Source organism: Streptomyces sp. NPDC054842 (genome assembly GCF_053611025.1).
The window spans coordinates 24,117-49,724 of the sequence record NZ_JBSGZN010000007.1 but is presented as its reverse complement, the minus strand read 5'-3'; the positions used below and the strand labels follow the sequence as shown (position 1 = coordinate 49,724).

General features: G+C 71.0%; 20 protein-coding genes. 5 read left to right on the top strand and 15 right to left on the bottom strand.

Annotation, left to right across the window (positions count from 1 at the left end; all coding sequences use genetic code 11):
• Window positions 1–375 precede the first annotated feature (375 nt).
• The 9 genes from ACWGIS_RS07675 to ACWGIS_RS07635 form a co-directional block, all read right to left on the bottom strand.
• A complete protein-coding gene (locus ACWGIS_RS07675; protein ID WP_453361476.1) occupies window positions 376–1,194 on the bottom strand; it encodes a DUF6207 family protein in 819 nt (272 codons plus the stop codon).
• 11 nt (window positions 1,195–1,205) lie between these two features.
• Window positions 1,206–2,093: an XRE family transcriptional regulator gene (locus tag ACWGIS_RS07670; RefSeq protein ID WP_453361475.1), complete on the bottom strand. Its 888-nt coding sequence runs from the start codon at window positions 2,091–2,093 to the stop codon at window positions 1,206–1,208.
• Entirely contained in the window at window positions 2,090–2,314 is a 225-nt protein-coding gene (locus ACWGIS_RS07665) for a hypothetical protein (protein WP_453361474.1), read from the bottom strand. The genes ACWGIS_RS07670 and ACWGIS_RS07665 overlap by 4 nt, the downstream gene beginning before the upstream one ends.
• 366 nt (window positions 2,315–2,680) lie before the next feature.
• Window positions 2,681–3,187: a flavodoxin domain-containing protein gene (locus ACWGIS_RS07660; protein ID WP_453361473.1), complete on the bottom strand. Its 507-nt coding sequence runs from the start codon at window positions 3,185–3,187 to the stop codon at window positions 2,681–2,683.
• 16 nt (window positions 3,188–3,203) lie between these two features.
• Window positions 3,204–3,569 (bottom strand): BON domain-containing protein, encoded by a 366-nt coding sequence (locus tag ACWGIS_RS07655; protein WP_453361472.1) that lies wholly within the window; start codon window positions 3,567–3,569, stop codon window positions 3,204–3,206.
• 12 nt (window positions 3,570–3,581) lie between these two features.
• Entirely contained in the window at window positions 3,582–6,278 is a 2,697-nt protein-coding gene (locus ACWGIS_RS07650; protein ID WP_453361471.1) for a bifunctional acetate--CoA ligase family protein/GNAT family N-acetyltransferase, read from the bottom strand.
• Window positions 6,279–6,429: 151 nt separating this feature from the next.
• Window positions 6,430–7,293 carry a universal stress protein gene (locus ACWGIS_RS07645; protein WP_453361470.1) on the bottom strand — a complete coding sequence of 288 codons (864 nt, stop codon included), beginning with the start codon at window positions 7,291–7,293 and terminating at the stop codon, window positions 6,430–6,432.
• Window positions 7,294–7,298: 5 nt separating this feature from the next.
• Complete coding sequence (gene adhP / locus ACWGIS_RS07640; protein ID WP_453361469.1) at window positions 7,299–8,321, bottom strand: alcohol dehydrogenase AdhP; 1,023 nt, start codon at window positions 8,319–8,321, stop codon at window positions 7,299–7,301.
• 27 nt (window positions 8,322–8,348) lie between these two features.
• A complete protein-coding gene (locus ACWGIS_RS07635) occupies window positions 8,349–9,254 on the bottom strand; it encodes a universal stress protein (RefSeq protein WP_453361604.1) in 906 nt (301 codons plus the stop codon).
• 343 nt (window positions 9,255–9,597) lie between these two features.
• Here ACWGIS_RS07635 and ACWGIS_RS07630 point away from each other — a divergent pair, with 343 nt between their 5' ends.
• The gene (locus tag ACWGIS_RS07630; protein WP_453361468.1) at window positions 9,598–10,581 is read left to right on the top strand and encodes an Acg family FMN-binding oxidoreductase; all 984 of its coding nucleotides are present in this window, start codon (window positions 9,598–9,600) and stop codon (window positions 10,579–10,581) included.
• 16 nt (window positions 10,582–10,597) lie between these two features.
• Here the strand turns inward: ACWGIS_RS07630 and ACWGIS_RS07625 are convergent, their stop codons facing one another.
• The 6 genes from ACWGIS_RS07625 to ACWGIS_RS07600 all read right to left on the bottom strand — a co-directional run bounded on the left by ACWGIS_RS07625 (window position 10,598) and on the right by ACWGIS_RS07600 (window position 18,540).
• Window positions 10,598–12,331, bottom strand: a complete 1,734-nt coding sequence (locus ACWGIS_RS07625; protein ID WP_453361467.1) for a sensor histidine kinase — start codon at window positions 12,329–12,331, stop codon at window positions 10,598–10,600.
• A 121-nt stretch (window positions 12,332–12,452) separates the two neighbouring features.
• Window positions 12,453–13,478: a type I glyceraldehyde-3-phosphate dehydrogenase gene (gap, locus tag ACWGIS_RS07620; RefSeq protein WP_453361466.1), complete on the bottom strand. Its 1,026-nt coding sequence runs from the start codon at window positions 13,476–13,478 to the stop codon at window positions 12,453–12,455.
• A 165-nt stretch (window positions 13,479–13,643) separates the two neighbouring features.
• Complete coding sequence (locus ACWGIS_RS07615; RefSeq protein WP_453361465.1) at window positions 13,644–14,342, bottom strand: response regulator; 699 nt, start codon at window positions 14,340–14,342, stop codon at window positions 13,644–13,646.
• A gap of 93 nt (window positions 14,343–14,435) precedes the next feature.
• Entirely contained in the window at window positions 14,436–15,176 is a 741-nt protein-coding gene (gene pflA, locus ACWGIS_RS07610; protein WP_453361464.1) for a pyruvate formate-lyase-activating protein, read from the bottom strand.
• Window positions 15,177–15,193: 17 nt separating this feature from the next.
• Window positions 15,194–17,452: a formate C-acetyltransferase gene (gene pflB, locus ACWGIS_RS07605; RefSeq protein ID WP_453361463.1), complete on the bottom strand. Its 2,259-nt coding sequence runs from the start codon at window positions 17,450–17,452 to the stop codon at window positions 15,194–15,196.
• A 143-nt stretch (window positions 17,453–17,595) separates the two neighbouring features.
• A complete protein-coding gene (locus ACWGIS_RS07600) occupies window positions 17,596–18,540 on the bottom strand; it encodes a universal stress protein (protein ID WP_453361462.1) in 945 nt (314 codons plus the stop codon).
• Between the two features lie 231 nt (window positions 18,541–18,771).
• Here ACWGIS_RS07600 and ppdK point away from each other — a divergent pair, with 231 nt between their 5' ends.
• The 4 genes from ppdK to adhE all read left to right on the top strand — a co-directional run bounded on the left by ppdK (window position 18,772) and on the right by adhE (window position 25,605).
• The gene (gene ppdK, locus ACWGIS_RS07595; protein ID WP_453361461.1) at window positions 18,772–21,468 is read left to right on the top strand and encodes a pyruvate, phosphate dikinase; all 2,697 of its coding nucleotides are present in this window, start codon (window positions 18,772–18,774) and stop codon (window positions 21,466–21,468) included.
• Between the two features lie 129 nt (window positions 21,469–21,597).
• Window positions 21,598–21,978: a hypothetical protein gene (locus ACWGIS_RS07590; RefSeq protein WP_453361460.1), complete on the top strand. Its 381-nt coding sequence runs from the start codon at window positions 21,598–21,600 to the stop codon at window positions 21,976–21,978.
• A 122-nt stretch (window positions 21,979–22,100) separates the two neighbouring features.
• On the top strand, window positions 22,101–22,718 hold the full coding sequence (locus tag ACWGIS_RS07585) for a CBS domain-containing protein (protein WP_453361603.1): 618 nt from the start codon (window positions 22,101–22,103) through the stop codon (window positions 22,716–22,718).
• Between the two features lie 223 nt (window positions 22,719–22,941).
• Window positions 22,942–25,605, top strand: coding sequence for a bifunctional acetaldehyde-CoA/alcohol dehydrogenase (gene adhE / locus ACWGIS_RS07580; protein ID WP_453361459.1), 2,664 nt, complete (start codon window positions 22,942–22,944; stop codon window positions 25,603–25,605).
• The last annotated feature ends 3 nt before the right edge of the window (window positions 25,606–25,608 follow it).

The following is a 25,608-nucleotide window of genomic DNA, read 5'->3' as shown; positions in this document are numbered from 1 at the left end:
GGCGGGACACACACGGCCAGGACCTGGTCGACGCCAACCTCGTCGTGCTCGCAGGAGAGGGCTCAGGCGGCCGGGTACAGCCACAGCACTCCGCGACCGACGCCTCCCGTCCCGAGTGGCTCAGGCGCGAAGTGATCGAGGACGCAGCGTCTTCAGAGCCGGGAGGCCATCCCTTTGTTTTTCACCGCGGTGACGACGCTCCGGCGCATCGAGCGCTGACTCGCAACCTGGTCGGCGGGCTGAGCAGCCACCCCGCCCACGTCCTCACCGAAGGCGGCACCTTCTCGAGCTGCTGGATGGCAAGCTGACGCTTCCACGTCGGCCCCGAGACTCCCCGCTTGGTGGGTGCAACAGTTCTGCGTGTCTGTGTTCACCTCAGGATGTCGCGCCTTCGACGGCCGCGTTACGCGGCCTGGCACCGTTCGCTCGCGTGGTGCGCCGACGATGGGGCAGGGCAGGGGCGTTGAAGACGCGGGCCATGCGGCGGGTCCAGGGCGGGGTCGCGGCGAGGATGAACCCCACACGGTCGGCGAAGCGGGCTTCCGGCACCGGTATCTCGACTTCCGGGTGACGGCGCTGTCCGCGGGTGACGGCATTGGCGACGTAGTTGGTGATGGCCTCCGCACGGTGTGTGCGTGGACGCCGGCCGGCGGCGGTGAGGTGGCTGAGAACCCGCAAAACGGTGGGGATGCTGGCGTCGAAGCGGTCGTAGTGCGCCGGCGGGCAGGCACCCGAGACCGTGAACATGTCGGACTCCCCCGCCCTCTCGAGGTCGGCCTGGTCGTACCAGAAGGCGGCTGCGTGGGCTTCGCCGCGGGCGTGGTGGTGCAGGAAGAGACAGTAGGCGGCCTGGCGGTGGCCGGCGCCTGCGGCGTACTGCCACCAGAACCGGGCGCCGTCGTCGACGCCGGCCAAGTGCAGGGCGCATCCCAGCAGCCAGGCACCGGGTGGTTCGGGGACCTGGTCGGTGAGGAACTCCAAGGTGGTGGGGGCGGCGGCGGTGACGACGATTTCGCAGAGGTGGTCCAGATGCTGGGTGGCGGTGGCGTCGTCGGCCAGCTCTTCAGGCAGCGGGGCGCTCGCCTCCGGGGCGGCGTCGAAGTAGCTGCTGTCCTCGTAGGCGATGGTGTCGGCGGGCACGCGGGGGTGGTGGTGAAGACGGGCGCGGGCGAGGAGGGCGTCGATGGCGGTCATGGCGGCTGGGTTCACTCCCGGGGACTGTGTACGTGCAGCAGGTGCTCGAGGGCGGCGCGGGCGTGGTGGTCGACGGCATGGGTGAGAGCGGGGCTCAGGCCCACGATGTCCGGGATCTCTTCTAACGGAGTGGCGCACAGGTGGTGCAGTACGGCGACGTCCATCTGGTCATGTGGGAGCCGGCCGATGGCGTCGAACAGGTCGAGCAGTTCACTGAGGACCACCAGGTGACCGGGCACGGCGTCATGGACTTCGGCGGTGGAGAAGACGGCGGCGCGCAGGTCGGGTGTGTCGTCAGGGTGGCGGTGAGCGCGGGCCATGACGCGTGAGCGCAGCAGCCTCCAGGCGTAGCGGCGGATGTTCTCACTCGTGGCCGCCTCGCTCCAGCACAGCCACAGGATGTCGAGTGTTTCCGCCACCACCCAGCGCGCGCGGTGGTCGGTGAGCAGAAAGGCGCTCGCGTAGGCGGTGTAGGTGTCGGCCACCGCCTCGGCGAACGCCTGGTGGGCCAGGGGCGGAGGCTCCGACTGGAGGGCGACCTGTTGGATGCAGTGGGATATCCAGGCGGGGTCCTTGTCTGCTTCACGGGCTGCGGCGGTCCACAGGCGGCGCATCGGCTGAACGGGCAGGCCCAGTGCACGGATCACGCTGAAGGTGATTTCCCAGGCTGGGTAGTAGCCGTTACCGCGCAGGAGTTCACTGATGCGGGTCTTGGAGTAGCCGGAGCGCTCGACGAGGTCGTCCAGGGTCAGGCCACTCGCGAAGAGGAACCCGCGGACAGGCTCCAGCCACGCCCGGTGTGAGAGCCCGGCGGTGTCGGCGATCGGGGCCGGCTTGCGGCCACGTCTGCCGTAGGTGTCTGGTGGGGGCGGCCGGTCGGCATCCGGGGACCAGATCATCGGGGCGGCTCCTGTCCGCTGCCGGCTGCGGCAGGTCCGGGGCCCGCGGGCGGGCGAGAGCCGTCGGGCGCGGTCAGGGCCTGGACGATCTGCTGCACGAGCAGGCCCAGGGACGGGAGCAGGGCGGCCACGGCCGTCACCTGTCCCAGCACGGTCATCACCGTGCTCCACGTGAGGACCGTCGCCAATACGGCAACGGTCACCACCTTCTTACTCGACATCGCACTCGGTTTCTGTGAGCGGTTCACACACCAACAGCGCTTCCTGGCAGCGGTGCTGAAGCGCCGTCAGGGAGGCGGACGCCAGCATTGCGCGCCCGGCCGTCGCACGCCACGTGATCATGAAGTTACGGAACAATGCCGCTGTGACAGCCAGGGCCCGCTACCCCCTGCCACCTTCGATCCCGGCCGTAACAGCAGAAGTTTCAGCCCTTTGAGGGGGAAACATCACTTCTGCCCACACCCGACGACGCATGGCCCATGATGGAAAGCCGGGGCGCCACTCGACGCCGCACCTGCCGTGCGGTCCCCTGTGCTGAAGAACCACCCAAGAGGGGACCGCACGGCACGCCGTACCGGCACGACTGTTCACCGGTGAACCATGACACCGAGCTCCTTGGCCACTCCCTGCGCCCAGTTCTCGATCGCGGCGAAGTCGCGGAAGTCACCGCCCTTGCCGTTGCGGAGAATCATGCGGGCGATGCGACCGTGCGCGCCTTCGGTGAGGCAACCGCCGAAGGTGACATGCTGCCGGACGTCCAGCCTGACCATGGCCTTCTTCACGCCGGGCACGGGCGGGATGTCCCGCTGCGAGGCCGTCGAGTCGAGCGGCCCGGAGCTGAAGAACCACACCGGTCGCTGCGCCAGCGCCCCGCTGTGCCGCCGTGTGAAGCGCCTGGCGTCCTTGTGCCAGCGCCCGGCGTACAGTGCGCCGCCGACCAGCACGGCCTCGTAGGCATCCACGTCGGTCACGGACCGGGCGGGCAGCACCTCTGCCGTGATCCCCGCCGTCCGCAGTACATCCGCCACTTTCTCGGCGATCTCTTTCGTCGATCCGTTGGTCGACCCGTAGGTGACCAGCACCTTCTGCTCCATGGTCGTCCGCCTCCTTTCACAGGCGCCGCAGCCAGTCGTCCGCGACGCCGCCGGGCACGCGCGTGGCGTCCCGGAACCCGGAGTCGTCGAAGCGGTGGGTGAGCCTGTCCACGACGTCGACGACGCCGTCGGTCTTGCGGGTCATGGCCACCGCCATCGCGGTTTCGCTCTTTCGCTCCGGCTCGCCTTCCAGGGTGACGACTCCTTCCGTCACGGCGACGTCGATGGTGTCGGTCATCAGCCACAGTCCGCGTTGCAGCACCTCGCGGACCACTTCCTCACGGATCTCCGTGTCGGGACGCAGGAGGGTCTGCAGCAGGTCGTGCCGGGTGACGATGGCCACCAGACGGTCGTCCTTGTCGAGGACCGGGACGTTCCTCATGTCTGTTCCTCCTCAGCGCAGTCGGCGCAGGTAGGGGTCCTGCGGCCGGCGGGGCAGCAGGCGCAGTCGCGCGTCGAGAACGGTGATGCCGCCGGGTGTGGCAAGGACCGGATTGAAGTCGGCCTCGGCGAGCTGCGGCAGGTCGACGGCCATCCGGGAGAGCCGGTGGAGTATCTGTTCCAGTCCCTCCAGATCCACGGGGCCGCCTCCTTGCTCGCCGAAGAGCAGGGGGGCACAGCGCGGGCCGGTGATCAGGTCGTGCACGTCCTGACCGGTGAGAGGGGCGAGGCGGGCGGCGTGGTCGGCGAGAACTTCCGTCGCCGTGCCTCCCAGGCCGAAGACGACGAGCGGGCCGAAGACGCCGTCCTGGACGACGCCGGCGAACAGCTCGGTGCCGCGGGGTGCGAGCCGCTGGACGACGACTCCGGTCATGAGTCCTTCGAAGCGGGTCCGAAGGTCCTGGAAGGCGGCGCGTACCTGGGCCTCGTCGCGCAGGTCGAGGTGGACGGCGTGGTGCAGGCTCTTGTGCACGAGTCCCGGCCAGTGCGCCTTGAGGACCACTCGGCCGTCGGTGCCGCGCAGGTGTTCGGCGGCGCGTACGGCGTCGTCCTCCGTCTCGGCCCATGCCCAGGGCTGCTGGGGGATGTCGTAGCAGGAGAGGAGGTCGGCGCAGGCACGCGGGTCCAGCCAGCCTCCGTCCGGATGCTGGGCGAGGAAGTCGTCCGCGAGGGCGTGCGCACGGGAGGTGTCGACGTCGTCCAGGTCCGGCACGGTACCGATGGGCCGGGCGAGCCAGGCCGACCGGCGGGCCGCGTGGGCCAGCGCCCGTGCCGCCGCCTGCGGTTCGGCGTACGAGGGGATCGCCTCGCCGTCGGTGACGGTCAGGAAGGTGACCGGCAGGTCCTGTTCCAGGCGTACGACGATGACGGGCTTGGTCCGGCGGCCGGGCCCTCGGGTGATGGCTCGGACCAGGTCGTCGCCGGTCGCCGCGGCGACCGCGGTGGGGACGAGGGCCACCAGAACCGCGTCGACGGTCGGGTGCTCCGCGAGCCGCTCGATGCAGGCGCTCAATGCGTCTTCGGTCACGGCGGCGGTGGCATCCACGGGGTTGCCGGCGCCCGCTCCGGCGGGGAGCGCGGCGAGCAGGTCGTCGGCCAGCTCGGGGCTGGGCGGGTTGAGGGTCAGGCCGGCTTCGGCGCAGGCGTCGGCGGCCAGGACCCCCGCGCCACCGGCGTTGGTGACGACGGCGACGCGGGTACCGGCCGGTAGCGGTTGTGCGTGCAGCAGGGCCGCCGCTTCCAGCAGTTCGCCGACGGAGCGCGTCGCGGTGATTCCGGCCTGGGTGAAGAGTGCCTGGCGGGTCATCGTGCCGGTGGCCGCGGCGGCGGTGTGCGAGGCGGCGGCGCGGCGACCCGCGTCGGTGCGTCCGGCGTCGACGGTCAGCACCGGGATGCGCTGGGTGACACGCCGGGCGGTGCGGGAGAAGGCCCGCGGGTTGCCGAAGGATTCGAGGTGAAGCAGGGCGAGGTCGGTGCGGCCGTCGCTCTCCCACCATTGGAGCAGGTCGTTGCCGCTCACGTCGTACTTGTCGCCGAGCGAGGCGAACGTGGAGACACCGATGCCGAGCCGGGACAGCCCCTCCAGGAGCGCTATGCCGACGCCGCCGGACTGAACCGCGACACCTGCGGTCCCGGCGCGCGGGTGTGCGGCGGCGAAGGTGGCGTCGAACCGGTACCCGGGGGCGGTGTTGGCCACGCCGAGACAGTTGGGGCCGACCAGACGCATCCCGTGGTCCCGGCAGGCGGTGAGCAGGGCCTTGGACTGCTCGGTGTCGAGTCCGGCGGAGACCACGACGAGGGCGCGGACGCCCGCCTTGCCGCACTCCTCGGCAACGGCGGGCACGGTCTCGGCCGGGCTCGCCACGACGACCAGGTCAGGGGTGACGGGAACGGCGGTGACGGAGGGATGGGACGGTATCCCGAGGATCGCCCGCGCGGCCGGATTCACCGCGAACAGGCGGCCCGTGAACCCGTCCTCGTGAAGGTGGTGCAGCAGGGCTCGTCCCACCGAGCCGGGACGGCGGCCGGCCCCGACGACGGCGATGGTCCGCGGCTTCAGCAGCGGCTCCAGGCTGGCCACGTCGGCGGCCCGTCCCCGGGCTTCGGAGGTCGCCAGGTAGGTTTCGTCGACGCGCAGGTCGATGACGCAGTGCACTTCCGGGCCGTCGAAGCGCCGGGTCGCGGTGAGGCCGAGGTCGTTGAAGAGTCGCAGCACTTCGTGGTTCTCGCTGAGGGCGTCGGCGGTGAAGGCGGTGATGCCGTCGGCCGCGGCTACGGAGATGAGGTGCTCGACCAGCAGGGTTCCCACGCCTCGGTGGTGCAGCCCGTCTGCGACCGCGACGGCGAGTTCGGCGGCATGCGGCACGTCGTCGTCGGCGTGGTACTCGACAAGGCCGATCACCTGTCCCGCGCGTTCGGCGAGCAGGGCCCGGTGCCCGCGTCGAGCGGGCGCGCACACGGTGTCCGCGGCCAGGCCGGCGGAGCGGGAGCCGACGCAGAAGAAGCGCAGGCGACGGTTGTCCGGGGACATCTCCGCGTAGAGCCCTTCCAATTGGTCGTGGTCCCCGGGCTCGACGGTGCGGATGCGTACGGTGGTGCCGTCCTTGAGCAGCGCGTGAACCGCGGGGCGGTGGGACGTGTCGTCCTTCATGTCGGTTCTCCTCCGAGCCGCTCAGGTCTTCTGATGTGTCGAGCATCTGTCGCGTCGGTGGTCACGCCTATGGACCGACCGGGGGGACGTGGAGGGCCGGTCGGCCCCCCGCGTCCACGCCGGTCGTCGCGCGCGTGGTGGCCTGGGACCGTCACGCCGTGTCGGGTACGACCGCGACCGGGCAGGCGGAGTGGTGCAGGACCGTGTGGGCGACCCGGCCGAGGCGGTGCCCGAACTGCCCGGGACGCCGTCGGCCGACGACCAGCAGGTCCGCGTCGTGCGAGGCGGCCGGCAGCACACGGCGGGCGGGCCCCTCGACCGTGTGCCGGCGCAGCCGCACGTCCGCCGGAGCGTCGGCGAGCGCGGCTTCCAGTTCCTTGGCCGCCTGCTCCTCGTGCACACGCTCGGGCGTGCCCGCGAGCAGCGGGTGGTCGGCCGTGTCATGGGTGGGGCATCGCCACGCCCGCACCGCGTCCAGAGTGGCCCCGCGCCGCCGGGCTTCCTCATAGGCGAAGCGCACCGACGCCGTGGGGGCGTCGGCCACGCCGACGGCGATGCGGCCGTGCCGGGCGTCGGCGGCCCGGTTGTCGTGGCTTCCGCGGATCACGATGACCGGGCAGTGCGCCGCGGTGGCCACGGTCAGGCTGACGGAGCCCAGCAGGAGGTCGGCGAGTTCACCGCGCCCGCGGGTGCCGACGATCACGGCGGAGGCGTTGCGGGCCTCGCGCAGGAGGACGTACTCCGCCTCCTCGGCCACCGCTTCTGTGCTGACGGCGAGCTCCGGGTGGTGACGACGGGCACGGCGCGTGGCGACGACGAGGATGTCGTCGGAGGTCACCCGGCCGGGTGACGTGCCGAGTTCCCGGGCGAGCGCGGCGCCCTCGTAGCGGTCCCAGCGGTAGGCGTGGACGATCCGCAGGGGTGTTCCGTGCAGGGCGGCCTCGTCGGCCGCCCAGTCGACGGCCCGAAGGCTCGATTCGGAGCCGTCGACTCCGACGACCATGGGCGGGTGCATCGTTGTCAGCCTTCCGCGTTGAAGTCGAACACGATCCGTGCCTTGACCTGGCCGCCGAGGACCTCGTCGATGCAGTCGTTGACGGCGGCGAGCGGGCGGGTCTCCCGGATGACCTTCGTGCGGCCCTCGGCGTGCAGTTGGAAGACCTCGGCGAGGTCCTGCCGGGTGCCGACGATGGAACCGATGACCGAGGTGCCGTTGAGGACGGTGTCGAAGATCGGGACTTCGAGGGTGCCGTGGGCCGGCAGGGCGACCATGACGAGCTTTCCGCCGCGCCGCAGACCGGAGTTGACGGCTTGGAAGGCGGCCGGGTTCACCGCGAGCGCGAGGGCTGCGTGAGCACCGCCGTGGCGCTTCAGCTCGGCGCCGACGTCCTGGGTTCGGGCGTCGATGACGATGTCGGCGCCGAGTTCCCGGGCGAGTTGCAGCTTGTCGTCGGTGACGTCGATCGCGGCGACACGCGCCCCGGCGATCTTCGCGTACTGCACTGCGAGGTGACCCAGTCCGCCCACGCCCGAGATGGCGACGAGCTGGGCGGGCCGGACGTTCGCGACCTTCAGTGCCTTGTAGGTGGTGACGCCCGCGCAGGTGAGCGGGGCGGCGTCGAGGGCGCTGACGCCCTCGGGCACCGGCTGGGCGAAGTCGGCCCAGGCCAGCATCTTCTCGGCGTACCCGCCGTCGCAGCCGTAGCCGGTGTTGATCTGGGATTCGCAGAGGGTCTCCCAGCCGGACCGGCAGTGCTCGCACCGTCCGCACGCCTTGCCGAGCCAGGGAACGGCGACGCGGTCCCCGACGGAGAGGTGGGTCACGCCGTCGCCGAGCTTCTCGACGAGGCCGACGCCCTCGTGGCCGGGGACGAACGGCGGGGTGGGCTTGACCGGCCAGTCGCCGTGCGCGGCGTGGATGTCGGTGTGGCACAGACCTGATGCCTCGACACGGATGCGGACCTGGCCGGGGCCGGGCTCGGGGTCGGGGCGCTCCTCGATGACCAGAGGGGCCCCGAACTCCTTGACGACCGCTGCTTTCATGGTGCTTCTCCTTCGGTGCCGGCCACGTCAGTCGTGGGCGACGACGGCGACGGGGGTGGTGGCGTGGTGCATGACCGCGTGGGCGACGGCGCCGATGTGCACACCGAACGGACTGCGGCGGACGCGGCGGCCGACGACGACGAGGGAGGCGTCACGGGCCGCTTCGATGAGGTGGTTCGCGGGGCTGCCGAGCCGGGACTCCTCGGTCACCTCGACGTCCGGGTACTTCTCCCGCCAGGGCAGCATTGCCTCGGTGAGAGCTTCTGCCTGGGCTCGGGCGAGGTCCTCGCGCGGGTCGTAGCCGGCGGCCAGGGCGTGGGCGTAGGAGGGCGGCAGATTCCAGATGCGGAGGGCGGTCAGTGGGGCGCCACGGCGCTGCGCCTCCTCAAAGGCGAAGGTGAGGACGGTTGCGTCGGGGCTGCCGGTGTCCAGTCCCACGACCACGGGTCGGAAGCCGGTCGCGGCCGACGGGATGCCGACAGAATCTTTGACGTGTTCGTCGGCGGCCTGTTCGCCTGCCCGGACGAGGACGACGGGCGTCTCGGCGCCGGCGATCACCGACTGGCCGACGGACCCGACCAGGAAGCCGGTGAGGCCACTCAGCGCACGCGAGCCCAGGACCAGCAGGTCCGCGTCACGGGCGGTGTCGAGCAGGACCTCGGCCGGAGCCCCGGTCCGCTGCTGGATGGTCACCTCGACGCCCGGGTGTCGCTGCCTCAGACCCTCGGCGGCTTCCCGGGGGATGCGCTCGGTCCAGTGCTGATGGGTCTCGGTGCCGAGGAGCGGGGCCTGGGCCATGGGCTCCGGTACCGGCTGCCACACGTGGAGCAGCTGTAGCGGCACCTGGCGCAGCGCGGCTTCGCGGGCTGCCCACTCCGCGGCGGCGCGGCTCTCGGGCGAGCCGTCGAGTCCCACGGTGATCGTGCGGGCCATGGTGGCCACCTCCTGTGTCATTCGCTCTGTTATCAGCGTCTCTTTCGGGCGGCCCCGGGGGGCAGGGGCCTGTGGTCCCGGGATCGGGCCGACAGTCCCTGTCGGCAGGCCGACGGGGGCTCACTCACCTTCCACAAGCCCGCACCCGGCGCGCTCAAGGTCCGCGTGCAAGGGCTCAACAGCCCCACAGCACGAAGACCTGCGGCCGCCACCGGACGAGAAGGCCGAGCGGTGCCGGGTGGTGCCCGTACGGCCCCTTACGCGGGCGCCGGCGGGGGCCAAGGCTGGGAAGGGTTCACTCACCAGCCCAGCCGGCCTCGAACGTGGGCGGGAAGGAGTCCCCATGAGCTCGACGACCCTCGACGCCCCGGCCCTGGAGCGGTTGGTCGCGGCGGCCGTGGCCGCACCGTCCCTGCACAACAGCCAGCCCTGGCGCTTCCGGCTCGATACCGACACCCGGACGGTACGCATCCACGCCGCCGCGGACCGGGCGTTGTGCCATACCGACCCGGTGGGCCGTGCCGTTCATCTGTCAGTGGGCTGCGCGGTCCTCAATCTGCGCGTCGCCGCCGCCCAGCTCGGCTGGGAGCCGGTGACACGACTCCTCCCGTGCCCGGACCGTCCCGCTCTGCTCGCCACGGTCCGGCTCGCCGAATCGGTGCGCGGTGCACCGTCAACCGGCTTGTACGAGGCGGTGTGGCGCAGGCACAGCAGTCGCTTCCCCTTCTCCGGGCGACCTCTGCCGTCGGACCTGCTCGCCGAGCTGACCGAGGCCGCCCACCTGGAGGGTGCGATGCTGCGGTTCCCCGGGCGCAACGAGACTGACCAGGTGTTGCGCGCCACGCGGGAGGCGGAGTGGCGCAACCGAGCGGATGCCGACCGCGCAGCCGAGAGCCGGCGGCTGGTCAGTGGCCCGCACTCACAGGCGCTGGGCCTTCCGTCAGCGGCTCTGGGGCCGCAGGACGCGCTGGAGCGCATGCCCATGCGGGACTTCGCGGCACACCGGCGCCCGGAGATGCTGCCTGCCCGCGCGTTTGAGACGCATCCGAACCTCGCGCTGCTTGCCACGGCACACGACCGGCGGACGGACTGGCTGCGAGCCGGCCAGGCCCTGGAACGCGTACTTCTGCTGGCCACCCGGCGCGGAGTGCGCGCGTCACTTCTCCACCAGGCCATGGAGTGGCCCGATCTGCGCCGGACCCTCGACGGTCTCCCGGTCGACGGCCCTCGCGAGCACACGCAGATGGTGATCCGGCTCGGCTACGGCCCGGAAGGACCTGCCTCGCCGCGCCGCCCGGCGGAGGAGGCGGTGGAGGGCGACGACTGATCACGTGCCGCTCGATTCAGTCGACGAGCGATTGAGCCAGCGGCGCGTGCCAGACCAGTCGTGTCCCCTTTCCGCCGGGACTTTCCAGCTCCATGCCGCCGCCGAGCTTCTGCGCTCGCTCGGCCATGTTGGTCAGACCGCTGCGGCGGCCTGCGTCCGGGATACCGACGCCGTTGTCCGTGACCGTCAGGCGGACCTGCTTGCCGTCCGTCTCCAGCTCGACGTCCGTGCGGTCGGCGGCGGCGTGCCGGGCGACGTTGGTCAAGGACTCGGTGAGGACAGCCGTGATGTGGTCGGCGATCCGACCGGGCACGTGTGTGTCGAGCAGCCCCTCCATGCGGACGCTGGGAGCGAAGCCCAGGAGCGGAGCGGCCTCGCCGATCGCGCGCACCGCGCGGGAGCGCAGGCCGGGCGCCGTCTCGTCGCCGCGAAAGCGCAGACCGAAGATCGTCGACCTGATGATTTTGATGGTCTCGTCGAGGTCGTCCACGGCCCGCATGATCCGCTCGGAGGCCATGGAGTCCTGGACGCGGCGACCGGCGCTCTGCAGGGTCATGCCGGTGGCGAAGAGCCGTTGGATGGCCAGGTCGTGCAGGTCGCGTGCGATGCGGTCGCGGTCCTCCAGCAGGGTGATCTGTTCGGAGTCCTCGCGTCGTTTCGCCAGTTCCATGGCGACGGCGGCCTGCGCGGCGAAGACCTGCAGCGGCTCGGTCTCCTTCTCGGAGAACTCTTGGCCGCCCGAGTGCCGGACGAGCAGCACCACACCGCGGGCCTCCTCGCCCGTGCCGATCGGCACGGCGACGGCCGGTCCGAGCCCCTCGAAGCGCGGTGGGCCGGCCGAGACCCGGGAGTCGGATGACATGTCCGGGCTGCAGGCCGGTGCGCGCTGAACGAACGCCTGCCCGATGAGGGTTCCCTCCTTGGGCATTACGATGCCGCGCCATGCCTCGGCGCCCTGGCCTATGGCGAGTTCCACGGCAAGCGTGTCGGTTCCGTCCACCGGCAGGGCCACCGCGCTCAGGGCGGAAGCGGTGATCTCCCTGGCACGTTCGGCGATCAGGGGCAGCACCCCGCCCTGATCCGCGCCGGACATCAGCGTGTGGGTGATCTCCGCGTTCACCTGGAGCCAGCGCTCGCGCAGCCGGGACTCCTCGTAGAGGCGGGCGTTGTCGATGGCCACACCGGCCGCCACGGCCAGCGTGGCCAGCACTGATTCGTCGTCCTCGTCGAACTGCTGCCCGCCGCGCTTCTCCGTCAGGTACAGATGGCCGAAGATGTGGTCGCGCACCCGGATCGGAACGCCGAGGAAGGTGTTCATCGGCGGGTGGTGGGCCGGGAACCCGTAGGAAGCGGGGTGATCGGAGAGTTTGGCCAGACGCAGCGGCTCGGGGTGGCGGATCAACTCGCCCAGGATGCCGTGGCCCTCCGGGTACGGACCGATGCGTGCGATCTGCTCTGCGTCGATGCCCACCGTGTGGAAGGCCGACAGTCGCCTGCCGTCCGGGCCGATCACCCCGAGCGCCGCGTACTGCGCGTCGACCAGGGCCGCCGCGGCCTCGACGATGCTGCGCAGCGCCTGCTCCAGATCGAGCTCGCGGCCGACCGACAGCACGGCTTCCAGGAGGCTGTGCACCCGGTCCCGGGTGCCGCGCGCCGCGTCGAGCCGGGCCTGCAGTTCTTCCAGCAGCTCGTCCAGCCGCAACTGTGGCAGGCGTACGAGTGCCTCGCGGGCCCGCTCGGCGTTCTCCACCGCTGCTCCTCCAACGCCTCACCGCCTGCCGGCAGCCGTCCTGTGCGCCTGCCACGGTAGCGGCTCGAACAGGGAGACGATAAACGATCAGCGTCGCCGCGGGACCAACTGGCCGGAACTGTCAGCTCTGTTGCAGTCGGGCCGCGACGTAGGAGGTGAGGTCGAGCAGGCGGTTGGTGTAGCCCCATTCGTTGTCGTACCAGCCGAAGACCTTGACCAGGTCGCCGTGGGTCTGGGTGAGGAGGGCGTCCAGGACGCAGGAGGCAGGGTCGCCGACCACGTCACGGGAGACGATCGGGGCGTCGGACACCCGCAGAACGTCCTTCAGCGGTCCCGCGGCGGCCTCGCGGTAGGCGGCGTTGATCTCCTCGGCGGTCACTGACCGCTCGAGGACCACGGTCAGGTCGGTCAGCGAGCCGTCCTCGACCGGGACGCGGACGGCGCTGCCGTCCAGCGTGCCCGCCAGTTCCGGCAGCACCAGGCCGACGGCGCGGGCGGCGCCGGTCGTGGTGGGGATGATGTTGACCGCCGCCGAGCGGCCCCGGCGCAGGTCCTTGTGGGGTCCGTCGAGGACCACCTGGTCGTTGGTGTAGCCGTGAATCGTCGTCATCAGTCCTTTGACGAGGCCGAAGTGGTCGTCGAGGACCTTGACCATGGGCGCTACGCAGTTGGTGGTGCACGAGGCGTTGGAGATCACGTGGTGGTGCTCCGGGTCGTACGTCTCTTCGTTGACGCCCATGACGATCGTGGCGTCGACGTCCTTGCCGGGCACGGACAGGAGCACTTTGCGCGCGCCGGCCGCCAGATGCAGGCCGGCCTGCTCGCGGGTGCGGAAGCGGCCCGTGGACTCGATCACCACGTCCACGCCGAGGTCTCCCCAGGCCAGCGCGGCCGGGTCGCGCTCGTTGGTCACGGCGATGCGGTGCCCGTCCACGGTCAGCGAGTTCTCGTCGTGCTCGACGGGACGGTTCAGCCGCCCGTACGTCGAGTCGTAGGTCAGCAGGTGCGCGAGCGCCGCCGGGGAGGTGACGTCGTTCACTGCCACCACCTCCAACGGCGCCGGCGCGGCTCCGGTGCGTTCCAGGACGCAGCGCAGGTAGTTGCGGCCGATGCGGCCGAAGCCGTTGATGCCCACTCGCACGGTCATGTCTTTCGTCCTCCCCTTGGTGCGGCGCTGCCCGGCGGTCTTCCGGGATTGCTCTCAGCCTGCCGCCCGGGCGTCCGTGCGGGTATGGGCCGGGCGGGGGTGGACTGTGAGGACCTTCGGTCCCCTGCCAGGAGCGGGTGCGGGCCGATCGGCGGGCCCATCCCGCTATTGGCCTTGGGGGCGCATCCGGTCCCGTGCCTGGGTGGCGATGACGGCGGCCTGGATACGGCGTTCCACGCCGAGCTTGGCGAGCAGCCGCGAGATGTGGTTCTTGACCGTCTTCTCGGCCAGGTAGAGCCGCTGACCGATCTGCCGGTTGGTGAGCCCCTCGCCGATCAGTTCCAGGATCTCGCGTTCCCGGTCGGTGAGACCGGGCAGCATCTCCGGCTCCTCGGCCGCCTGCTGTCCGCCGCCTCGCAGCCGGGCCATCAGCTTGGCCGTGGCGCTGGCATCCAACAGCGACTGGCCGCCCGCCACCGCACGCACGGCTGAGACGAGGTCCGAACCCTTGATCTGCTTCAGGACGTATCCGGCCGCCCCCGCCATGATCGAGTCCAGCAGTGCCTCCTCGTCGTCGAAGGAGGTCAGCATCAGGCAGGCCAGATCCGGCATCTGTGACCGCAGCTCGCGGCAGACGCTCACGCCGTCGCCGTCGGGCAGACGCACGTCGAGGACGGCCACGTCAGGGCGCAGGGCGGGGACCCGGACCAACGCTTGTTCCACCGTCGCTGCTTCGCCGACCACGGTGATGTCCGCTTCGTCGTCCAGCAGGTCGTGCACCCCGCGCCGCACCACTTCGTGGTCGTCCAGGAGGAAAACCCTGATCGGGCCTTTCGCGCGGTCGCCCTGCTCGCTGTGCGCCATCACATGCTCCTCGCGATGCCTCGGTCTGTGTCGCCATCCTTTCTACTCGGAACGGCCGAGGTCCAGGGCCGGTCGGCCCTCGTTTCGCCCTGTTCAGTGGGCCATGAGGCCTTGTTCGCGGAACTGCCTCCGTACCCGGTCCACCAGCGCCGTGTCGGGGACCGGTGCGTCACGCAGCGGGAAGGGGACGCCCAAGGCGTCGTACTTGGCGGCGCCGAGCTTGTGGAACGGCAGAATGTCCACCCGTTCCACGCAGTCGAGGCCGGAGAGGAATTCGGCGAGCCCGTCGACGGCTTCCGGATCGTCGGTCCAGCCGGGCACCAGGACGTACCGGATCCACACGCGCTGGCCCAGCCGGTCGAGACGCGTGGCGAAGTTCAGGGTGGGGGCGAGGGCGCCGCCGGTCAGCTTCCGGTAGGTCGTGACGTCGAAGGACTTGATGTCCAGCAGCACCAGGTCGGTATCGGCCAGGAGCTCGTCGGTGGCGCGGGCGCCGAGGAATCCGGAGGTGTCCAGGGCGGTGTGCAGGCCGGCCTCCTTGCAGCGGCGCAGGACCGCTGCGGTGAACGCCGGCTGGAGCAGGGGCTCGCCGCCGGTGAGGGTCACGCCCCCGCCTGCCGTGGTGAGGAAGCCCTGGTACTTGTCGATCTCAGCCATCACCTCGTCGACGGTGGCCTCCCGGCCGTCGCGCATGTGCCAGGTGTCGGGGTTGGCGCAGTAGAGGCACCGCAGGGGGCAGCCGCTGGTGAAGAGGACGAACCGGGTCCCGGGGCCGTCCACGCCGGTGGACAGGTCCCAGGAGTGGATGCGACCGGTGACCGATCCCGGTGCCATGGTCGGGGGCATGGTGGTCACAGCGATCCGTGGAAGGTGCGGCTGATCACGTCGAGCTGCTGCTCGCGGGTCAGGCGGACGAAGTTCACGGCGTAGCCGGAGACCCGGATCGTCAGCTCGGGGTATTTCTGCGGGTGCTCCATCGCGTCCTCCAGCACGGCGCGGTCCAGCACGTTGACGTTCATGTGGAAGCCGCCCGCGGCCATGTAGGCGTCGAGGATGCCGACCAGGTGACCGGCCCGCTCCTCGGGGACGTGGCCGAGTCCTTCGGGGGTGATGGTGGTGGTCAGGGAGATGCCGTCGCGTGCCGCTCCGTAGGGCAGCTTGGCCACCGAGAGGGCGGAGGCAGCCACGCCGTGCTTGTCGCGGCCGTTCATCGGGTTGGCGCCGGGGGCGAAGGGCCGGCCGGCGCGGCGGCCGTCGGGGGTGTTGCCGGTGTGCTTGCCGTACACGACGTTGGAGGTGATGGTCAGTACGGACTGGGTGTGCTCGGCGTCGCGGTAGGTGGGGTGCTCGCGCACCTTCGCCATGAACGACTCCACCAGCTCGACGGCGAGGGCGTCGGCACGGTCGTCGTTGTTGCCGTATGCCGGGAAGTCGCCCTCGGTGCGGAAGTCCCAGGCCAGTCCGGTCGCGTCGCGGACGACCTTCACCCGGGCGTGCTTGACGGCGGAGAGGCTGTCCACGGCGACCGACAGTCCGGCGACGCCGCAGGCCATGAATCGGTGCACCGGGTGGTCGTGGAGAGCCATCTCGATGCGCTCGTAGGCGTACTTGTCGTGCATGTAGTGGATGACGTTGAGCGCGTCGACATAGGTCTGGGCCAGCCAGTCCAGCATGCGGTCGTAGGCGGCCGACAGTTCGTCATAATCCAGGTACTCGCCGGTCAGCGGGGGCATCTTCGGGGTGATCTGGTCGCCGGTCATCTCGTCCCGGCCGCCGTTGACGGCGTAAAGGAGCGCCTTGGCGAGGTTGACACGGGCTCCGAAGAACTGCATCTGCCGGCCCACCGCCATCGCGGAGACGCAGCAGGCGATGGCGGTGTCGTCGCCGGTGCGCGGGCGCATCAGGTCGTCGGACTCGTACTGGACGGCGCTGGTGTCGATGGACACCTGGGCGCAGAACGTCTTGAAGCCGGCCGGGAGCCGGGGCGACCACAGGACGCTCAGGTTGGGTTCCGGGGCGGGGCCGAGGTTGTAGAGGGTCTGCAGGAAGCGGAAGGAGGTGCGGGTGACCAGCGGGCGGCCGTCGGAGCCGACGCCGCCGATGGACTCCGTCACCCAGGTCGGGTCGCCGGAGAAGAGGGCGTCGTACTCGGGGGTGCGCAGGAAGCGCACGATGCGGAGCTTGATGACGAAGTCGTCGATCAGCTCCTGGGCACGGGTCTCGTCGAGGAGTCCCTCATCGAGGTCGCGCTGGAGGAAGACGTCCAGGAAGGTGGAGGTGCGGCCCAGGGACATGGCCGCGCCGTTCTGCTCCTTCACCGCGGCGAGGAAGCCGAGGTAGAGCCACTGGACGGCTTCGCGGGCGGTGGCCGCCGGCCGGGTGACGTCGCAGCCGTAGGACGCGGCCATCTCGGCCAGCTCGCCCAGCGCCCTGATCTGCTCGGCCAGTTCCTCGCGGTCGCGGATGACGTCGGCGGTGGACGGGCGGGTGTCCAACAGGGCGCGCTCGGCGCGTTTGGCCTCGATCAGCCGGTCGGTGCCGTAGAGGGCGACGCGCCGGTAGTCGCCGATGATCCGGCCCCGGCCGTAGGCGTCGGGCAGGCCGGTGATGATGCCGACCTTGCGGGCGGCTCGCATGGCGGGCGTGTAGGCGTCGAAGACACCCGCGTTGTGGGTCTTGCGGTAGGTGTCGAACACCTTCGTCACGAACGGGTCAGCCGTGTAGCCGTACGCCTTCAGTCCGTTCTCCACCATGCGCAGACCGCCGTTGGGCATGATCGCGCGCCTGAGCGGGGCGTCGGTCTGCAGGCCGACGATCAGTTCGCGGTCGCGATCGATGTAGCCGGGGGCGTGCGAGGTGATGGTGGAGGGGGTGGCGGCGTCCACGTCGAGGACGCCCCTGCGCCGCTCCTCCGGGAAGAGTGCGCTGACCTTCTCCCACACCGCGCGGGTGCGGTCCGTGGGTCCGGTCAGGAAGGAGGCGTCGCCCGCGTAGGGCGTGTAGTTGGCCTGGATGAAGTCACGCACCTCGATGCCTTCACGCCAGCCGTCCCCGGCGAACTGCCGCCAGGCGTCGGTGGTCCGGGGGCCGGCTGTCACCGTCGCGGTCATCACAGGTCCTCTCGTCGTACGGTCTTGTCACTTCCGATGCTGGTCGTGCGGGTTCGCGGAGAGGAGTGCCGGACAGGGCACCGGGCGGTCCCGTGCGGCCCTGATCGGCCCGGGACCTTCAGTCCCGGCCTGCCGCCGTGGTGTCAGTCGTGCGGGACCACGGCGACGGGACATCCGACGTGGTGCAGGACGGCGTGCGTGACCGGCCCCGTGAAGACACCGGCCTGGTGATCGATGCCGCGGCGGCCCACCACCAGCAGGCCCGCGCCCTGGGCGGCCTTCACCAGGACCACCGCGGCGCGTCCCTCGGTGACCGTCTCGGTCACGGAGACGGCCGGGTACTTCTCCCGCCAGGGGCGCAGCACCGCCGTCACGGTGCGCTCTTCGTCCGCCAGGGCCTGGGCCTGTGGCCACGGGGCGGGAGGCGGCCCTTCGGGGGCGGCGGACACCAGGGGCACGGACGGAACGGGGTCGGGCCTGCGAGCGGGCCGCAGAGCGCGGACTGCTCGCAGGCCGGTGCCGCGCCGGCGGGCGGCGTCGAAGGCGAACTCGATCAGTTCGTCGCAAGGACGGTCCGTCTGCAGCCCGAGGACCACATGGCGGTAGGGCGTTCGCGGTATTTCCTCCGGGGCGACGCCGTCCGTGGCCGGCAGGTGCTCGTCGGCGGCGGACCGTCCCGCGCGGACCATGACGACCGGGCGGGTGGACCGGCCGATGACGCGCTGGGACACCGAGCCGGTGAGGAAGCCGCCCAGGGCTCCGAGGCCACGGGACCCCAGGACCAGCAGGTCGGCGTCGGCCTCGGCCTTGAGCAGGGCGGCCACCGTGGCGTCGCACACGAGTCGTTCGGTGATCCGTAGTCCCGGGTGGGCGGCACGGACGCTGTGTACGGCCTCGCGCAGGAGCTGCGCGGCCCACTCGCGCTCGGTGCTGCCCATGGGAACGTAGGGCGCGGGGCGGGGGTGGCGGCGCCAGACGTGGATCATGCCGAGTCCGGTTCCTCGGCGCTGAGCCTCCTGGGCCGCCCAGTGCGCCGCGGCAAGTCCTTCGGTCGATCCGTCGATCCCCACCACGATGTCGTGCGGCATGGCGTGTCCCCTCACCGGTTTCTGCAGTGCGATGACATCGAGCCTCGTCCCGGCCCTGCCGGTGGTCCACAGGCCGTACAGCCCCCGGCAGGGCGCCGATGGTCCCTCTGGAATCCGGGAGGGAATGCGGGCCGATCGGTCCCTTCCGCGGGACGGCCGGCACCTCGCGTGGAGCCCTCCGCCGTCCGACGCTGGAATCATCACGCCCCAACGCTTGAGGAGCGCAGCGTCATGGTCCGTTACGTGTACGACTTCACCGAGGGCGGCCGTGACATGGCCGATCTCCTCGGAGGCAAGGGATCGAACCTGGCGGAGATGACCCGGCTCGGGCTTCCCGTGCCGCCGGGATTCACCCTCACCACCGAGGCGTGCCGCGCCTTTTTGGAGACGGGCAGCGAGCCCGCGGGCCTGTGGGAGGAGGTCTCCGCACGCCTGTCGGCTCTCGAAGCCTCCGCCGGCCGTTCGCTGGGACAGCCGGAAAACCCGCTGCTGCTGTCCGTCCGCTCCGGCGCGAAGTTCTCCATGCCCGGCATGATGGAGACGATCCTCGACATCGGTCTGAACGACGAGTCCGTCCTCGGGCTGGCGAAGGTTTCCGGCAGCGAACGCTTCGCCTGGGACTCCTACCGCCGCCTCGTCCAGATGTTCGGCAGCACGGTCATGGGCGTCGACTCCTCCCGTTTCGAGCGGTCCCTCGTCCTCCTCAAGGACCTGCGCGGCGTGCAGGACGACGTGCACCTGACGGCATCCCACCTGGCCGAGCTGGTCGAGACGTACAAGACCCTGATCCGCCTGGAGACGGGCGAGTACTTCCCGCAGTCCCCCGCCGAGCAGCTGCGCCGGGCGGTCCTGGCCGTCTTCGAATCCTGGAACGGCGAACGCGCCCGCCTGTACCGCCGGCGTGAGCACATCGCCGACGATCTCGGCACCGCCGTCAACGTGCAGCGCATGGTGTTCGGCAACCTCGGGGCCGACTCCGGCAGCGGTGTCGCCTTCACCCGGGACCCGGCCACCGGCCGCGTCGGTCTGTACGGTGACTACCTTCCCGACGCGCAGGGCGAGGACGTCGTCGCCGGCATCCGCAACACCGTGCCGCTGGCCGAGCTGCAACGCCTGGACGCCACGTCCTACGACGCACTGTGCACGCACATGCGCACCCTGGAACGCCACTACCGGGACATGTGCGACATCGAGTTCACCATCGAACGCGGCACCCTGTGGATGCTCCAGACCCGCGTCGGCAAGCGCACCGCCGAGGCCGCCTTCGTTCTCGCCGCCGAGCTGGCCGACGAGGGGCTCATCACCCCGGACGAGGCGCTGGCCCGGGTGAGCGGCGAGAATCTGGCCCGGCTGATGTTCCCGCGCTTCGACACCTCCACGACCGGTACCGCGCTGGCCCACGGTGTCCCGGCCTCTCCCGGTGCGGCGGTCGGAGCCGTGGTCTTCGACTCCGCCCAGGCCGTACGCCGCGCCGCGGCCGGCGAGAAGGTCGTCCTCGTCCGCCAGGAGACCACCCCCGACGACCTGCCCGGCATGATCGCCGCACAGGCGGTCCTCACCAGCCGGGGTGGCAAGACCAGCCACGCGGCCGTCGTCGCCCGCGGCATGGGAAAGGTCTGCGTGTGCGGCGCCGAGGAACTCACCGTGGACACCGAGACCCGGCGCTTCACCGCATCGGACGGCACCGTGGTCGAGGAGGGCACCGTCGTGTCGGTGGACGGCTCCGCCGGAGCGGTGTACGCGGGTTCGGTGCCGCTGGTGGACTCGGCGGTGATCCAATATCTGCAGGACGGCCGGGGCGATGGTGGCACGCAGGGCGTGGTCGACGCGGTGGCCCGGGCTCTGTCCCGCGCTGACGCCGTGCGGCGCCTGGAGGTGCGGGCCAACGCCGACACCCCCGAGGACGCTCAACGGGCCCGCCGGTTCGGAGCGCAGGGCATCGGCCTGTGCCGCACCGAGCACATGTTCCTCGGCGAGCGCCGCAAGCTGGTCGAGCAGATGATCCTGGCCGGCACGGACGCCGAGCGCGAGCGCGCCCTGGCGGACCTCCTGCCCCTTCAGCGGCGAGACTTCGTCGGCATCCTGGAGGCCATGGACGGGCTGCCGGCCACCATCCGGCTGCTGGACCCGCCGTTGCACGAGTTCCTGCCCGACCACACCGAACTGGCGGTGCGGATCGCCTCCGCTCAGGCCCGTGGCGAGGATCCGGGCGCGCACGACGTCGAGTTGCTTCGCGCCGTGAACCGCATGCACGAGGAGAACCCGATGCTCGGGCTGCGCGGTGTACGCCTGGGACTGGTCGTGCCCGGTCTGGTCGCCATGCAGGTCCGGGCGATCGGTGAGGCCGTGGCCGAGCGCCTGCTGGCCGGTGGGACGCCCAAGGCGGAGATCATGGTGCCGCTCGTCGGTGACGTCCGTGAGCTGCGCCTCGTCCGCGAGGAGGTGCAGCAGGTGCTGGGCGAGGTCTCCCGGGAAGCGGGGGTCACGGTCGACTGCCCCGTCGGCACCATGATCGAGCTGCCCAGGGCCGCCCTGACGGCGGGCCGCATCGCCGGGGAAGCGGAGTTCTTCTCCTTCGGCACCAACGATCTGACGCAGACGACCTGGGGCTTCTCCCGCGACGACGTCGAGGCGGAGTTCTTCTCCGCCTACCTCGACAAAGGCGTCTTCTCCACGTCACCCTTCGAGACGCTCGACCGCGAGGGGGTCGGCCGGCTGGTGAGCCTGGCCGTCACCGAGGGCCGCGCCACCCGCCCGGACCTCAAGATCGGTGTGTGCGGCGAGCACGGCGGCGACCCCGACTCGGTGCACTTCTTCCACACCGCCGGACTGGACTACGTCTCCTGCTCGCCGTTCCGGGTACCGGTGGCGCGCCTGGAGGCGGGGCGGGCGGCGCTGGAGGAGACCGAAGGCAGCGACAGCAGGTGAGACGGGCGGGGCCGCTTGGCCCTCAGGCCAGGGACCGACCGCTCCTTCCCCAGGGCTGTCAGCCCCTGGGACGGGACCGGGGAACGCAGCAGTCTTGAGGGGACACAACGATCACAGGAAGTGGAGCACATGACTGCCAAGGACAACGATGGCCGTGACACCACCACCGTGCGGGTACGCGCCGACGGTGAGGTGGACGAGGAATCTCTCGCCTACCTCCGCGAGAAGGTCGCAGCCGCCATCGACCGCCCCGGCCTGCCGCCCGTGAGCGGTGAGGTACGCGTACAGCGGGCATCGGCCCACCACGTCGAACTGCCCTGGTCCGCCCGCAGCGACATCCGGGTCGGCAGGGACGCCGTCGTCATCCACGCCCGCGAGGCGAACGCCCGCGAACTCGCCGACCGGCTCCACGACCGGCTGCGCTCGGCCATTGAACGCGTCGCCCACCGAGGCGACACCACCCGCCGGACGGCCGCGCCACCCCCGTGGCGCGGCGGCCCGCAGAAGTAGGCGCCGAAGGGGGCGCCCCGCCCGACCTGGCGGGGGCCCGAGAGCCGGCCCCGGCTCCGGCCCTCCCCCGCACGCGCTCGTGAAGGAGATCCGCCGTGACCGCTCACATCGTCGGCGAGGTAATGACCAGGGAGGTCGTTCAGGCCCGCCGGACGACGCCGTTCAGGGAGGTCGTGCGGTTGCTCGACCAGCACCGGATCAGCGGACTGCCGGTGGTCGACGCCGACGACAAGGTCCTCGGCGTCCTGTCCGGCAGCGACCTGGTACGCGTCCAGGCACACCGGGACGGTCCCGCCCCGCCCGCCGTGACGGCGGGCGACCTGATGTCGAGCCCCGCCATCACCGTGCACCCCGAGCAAACCGTGCCGGACGCCGCCCGGCTCATGGAACGCCGCGGCGTCGAACGGCTGCCCGTGGTCGACGAGGCCGACCGCCTCATCGGCATCGCCACCCGCCGCGACCTGCTCCGGGTCTTCCTGCGCGCGGATGACGACATCCGCCGCCAGGTGACCGAGGAGATCGTCGTCACCGAACTGCACCTGCGGGCCGACGCCGTCCGCGTCTCCGTCCGCGACGGCGTCGTCACCCTCGACGGCAGGGTGGAAGCCCGTAGCCAGGTGCCGGAGCTCGTGCATGCCGTCTGGCGCCTCGACGGCGTGGTCGGCGTGGTGAACCAGCTGCGCTTCCGAACCGACGACTGCGAGGCACCCACCCCGTCCCACCGGACCGGGAGCCCGTGAGCGCAGCAGCGGGCGCTGCCGTGCCGCGGCTCGACCGGGCCGCGGCCGACGGTCCCTGCCGAGCCGGGCCCAACGGACGCGAGGGGGGCCCTTCGGCGCCTGCCACACCGCCGGGTTCCGCCGGACAGTGAAGTCAGGGCAAGGCGCCGCTCCCCTGCGGTGCCCCTGCCGTCCCGAGCCGCCTCGTCAGCACGGCGGTCCCTGACAACGGAGGCACACCACCATGACCCGACAGGACGTGCGGACCAAGGACCGCGTCGAGACCGACGCCCCGTCCGACACCGCCGTCGCCGTGGACCGTCTGGTCACGGCCGGCCTCAAGGCACTCGCCGACTACGAGACCCTCTCCCAGGAACAGGTCGACCACATCGTCAAGAAGGCGTCGGTCGCCGCCCTGGACCAGCACACCGCGCTGGCCCGCCTGGCGGTCGAGGAGACCGGACGAGGGGTCTTTGAGGACAAGGCCGCCAAGAACATGTTCGCGTGCGAGCACGTCACGCACAGCATGGGCCACATGAAGACCGTCGGGGTCATCGGCCGGGACGACATCGAGGACATCATCGAGATCGCCGAACCGGTGGGAGTGGTGGCCGCGGTCACCCCCGTCACCAACCCGACCTCGACCACGATTTTCAAGGCGCTGATGGCGCTGAAGACCCGCAATCCGGTGATCTTCGCGTTCCACCCCTCCGCCCAGCGGTGCAGCTCCGAAGCGGCCCGCGTCGTGCGGGACGCGGCCATCGCCGCCGGAGCACCGGAGCACTGCGTGCAATGGATCGAGGCCCCGTCCGTCGAGGCCACCCGCACGCTCATGCGTCACGCGGGCGTCTCGCTGATCCTCGCCACCGGCGGCAACGCCATGGTCAAAGCCGCCTACTCGGCCGGCAAGCCCGCCCTCGGGGTCGGCGCCGGCAACGTCCCGGCCTACGTCCACCGCAGCGCCAAGCTGCGCCGGGCCGTCAACGACCTGGTGCTGTCCAAGTCCTTCGACAACGGCATGATCTGCGCCTCCGAACAGGCCGTCATCCTGGACACGGAGATCTACGACGCGGCGATCACCGAGTTCCGCACCCTCCACGCCCATCTCGCCACCCCGCAGGAGAAGGCGAAGCTGGAGGCCTTCCTGTTCCCCGCCACCGGCGGTTCGGGCGCCGGCTGCGAACCCAAGGTCAACGCGGCCGCCGTCGGACAGAGCCCGGCGTGGATCGCCGAGCAGGCCGGGTTCCCGGTGCCGGCGGGCACTTCAATCATCCTGGTCGAAGCCGGACGGGTCGGCCCGGACGAGCCGCTGACCCGCGAGAAGCTCTGCCCGGTCCTCGCCGTACTGCGCGCCGAGGACGAGCGCCGCGGATTCGACCTGGCGGCCGACATGGTCGCTTTCCACGGCCAGGGTCACAGCGCCGTCATCCACACCGAGGAGCCCGCTGTGGCGCAGGCATACGGCATGCGGATGAAGACCGTGCGGATCATCGTCAACTCCCCGTCCTCGCAAGGCGCCATCGGGGGCATCTACAACGGCCTGCTGCCCTCCCTCACGCTGGGCTGCGGCTCCTGGGGCAGCACGTCGGTGTCGAACAACGTCTCCGCCGCCCAGCTCCTCAACATCAAGCGAGTCTCCAACCGCCGCAACAACCTGCAGTGGTTCAAGGTCCCACCCAAGATCTACTTCGAGCCGCAGGCCATCCGCTACCTGACCTCCATGCCGGACGTCCACCGCGTCACCATCGTCACCGACACCACCATGACCCGCCTCGGGTTCGTCGACCGGATCAGCCGCGTCCTGCAACAGCGCCGCGAACCGGTCACCCTCCAGATCATCGACAACGTCCAGCCCGAACCCAGCATCGACTCCGTCCAGCACGGCGCCGACCTGATGCGGGACTTCCGCCCGGACACGATCATCGCGCTCGGCGGTGGCTCCCCCATGGACGCCGCCAAGGTCATGTGGCTGCTGTACGAGCAGCCCGGCATCGACTTCGCCGACATGCGGCAGAAGTTCTCCGACATCCGCAAGCGCGCTTTCCGCTTCCCCACCCTCGGCAAACAGGCCCGCCTGGTGTGCGTGCCCACCACCTCCGGCACCGGCGCCGAGGTCACCCCGTTCGCCGTGATCTCCGACCCGGCCACCGGTAAGAAGTACCCGCTGGCCGACTACGCACTCACTCCCAGCGTCGCGATCATCGACCCCCTTCTCACCACCGCCCTGCCCCCGGCGCTCGCCGCCGACAGCGGGTTCGACGCCCTCACTCACGCCATCGAGGCGTACGTGTCCGTCTACGCCAACGACTTCACCGACGGCCTCGCCCTGCACGCCATCCGCCTGGTCTTCGGCCATCTCGAGGCGGCTGTGAACAACCGTGCGGACGCCGCGGAGGCCCGGGAGAAGATGCACAACGCCGGCACCATCGCGGGCATGGCCTTCGGCAACGCCTTCCTCGGCATCGTCCACGCCATGTCGCACACCCTCGGCGCCACGTTCCACATCGCGCACGGTCGCACCAACGCGGTCCTGCTGCCGCATGTCATCCGCTACAACGGCACCGTTCCGACGAAGCTGACCGGCTGGCCCAAATACGAGGACTACCGTGCCCCCGAACGCTTCCAGGACATCGCCCGCACCCTCGGACTGCCCGCGGCCACTGCGGCCGAGGGCGTGCAGTCCCTCGCCGCGGCCGTCGAGCGACTGCGCGACGCCGTCGGTATCGAGCCGACGTTCCGGGCCCTCGGCGTCGACGAGCGCGCCTTCCTCGACACCCTGCCCCAGCAGGCCCTCAACTCCTACGAGGACCAGTGCGCGCCGGCCAACCCTCGCATGCCGATGCTCGACGACATGCAGGAACTCATGCGGGCGGCCTACTTCGGAACGGCCGAGGCGACCCGCGAGTAGGCC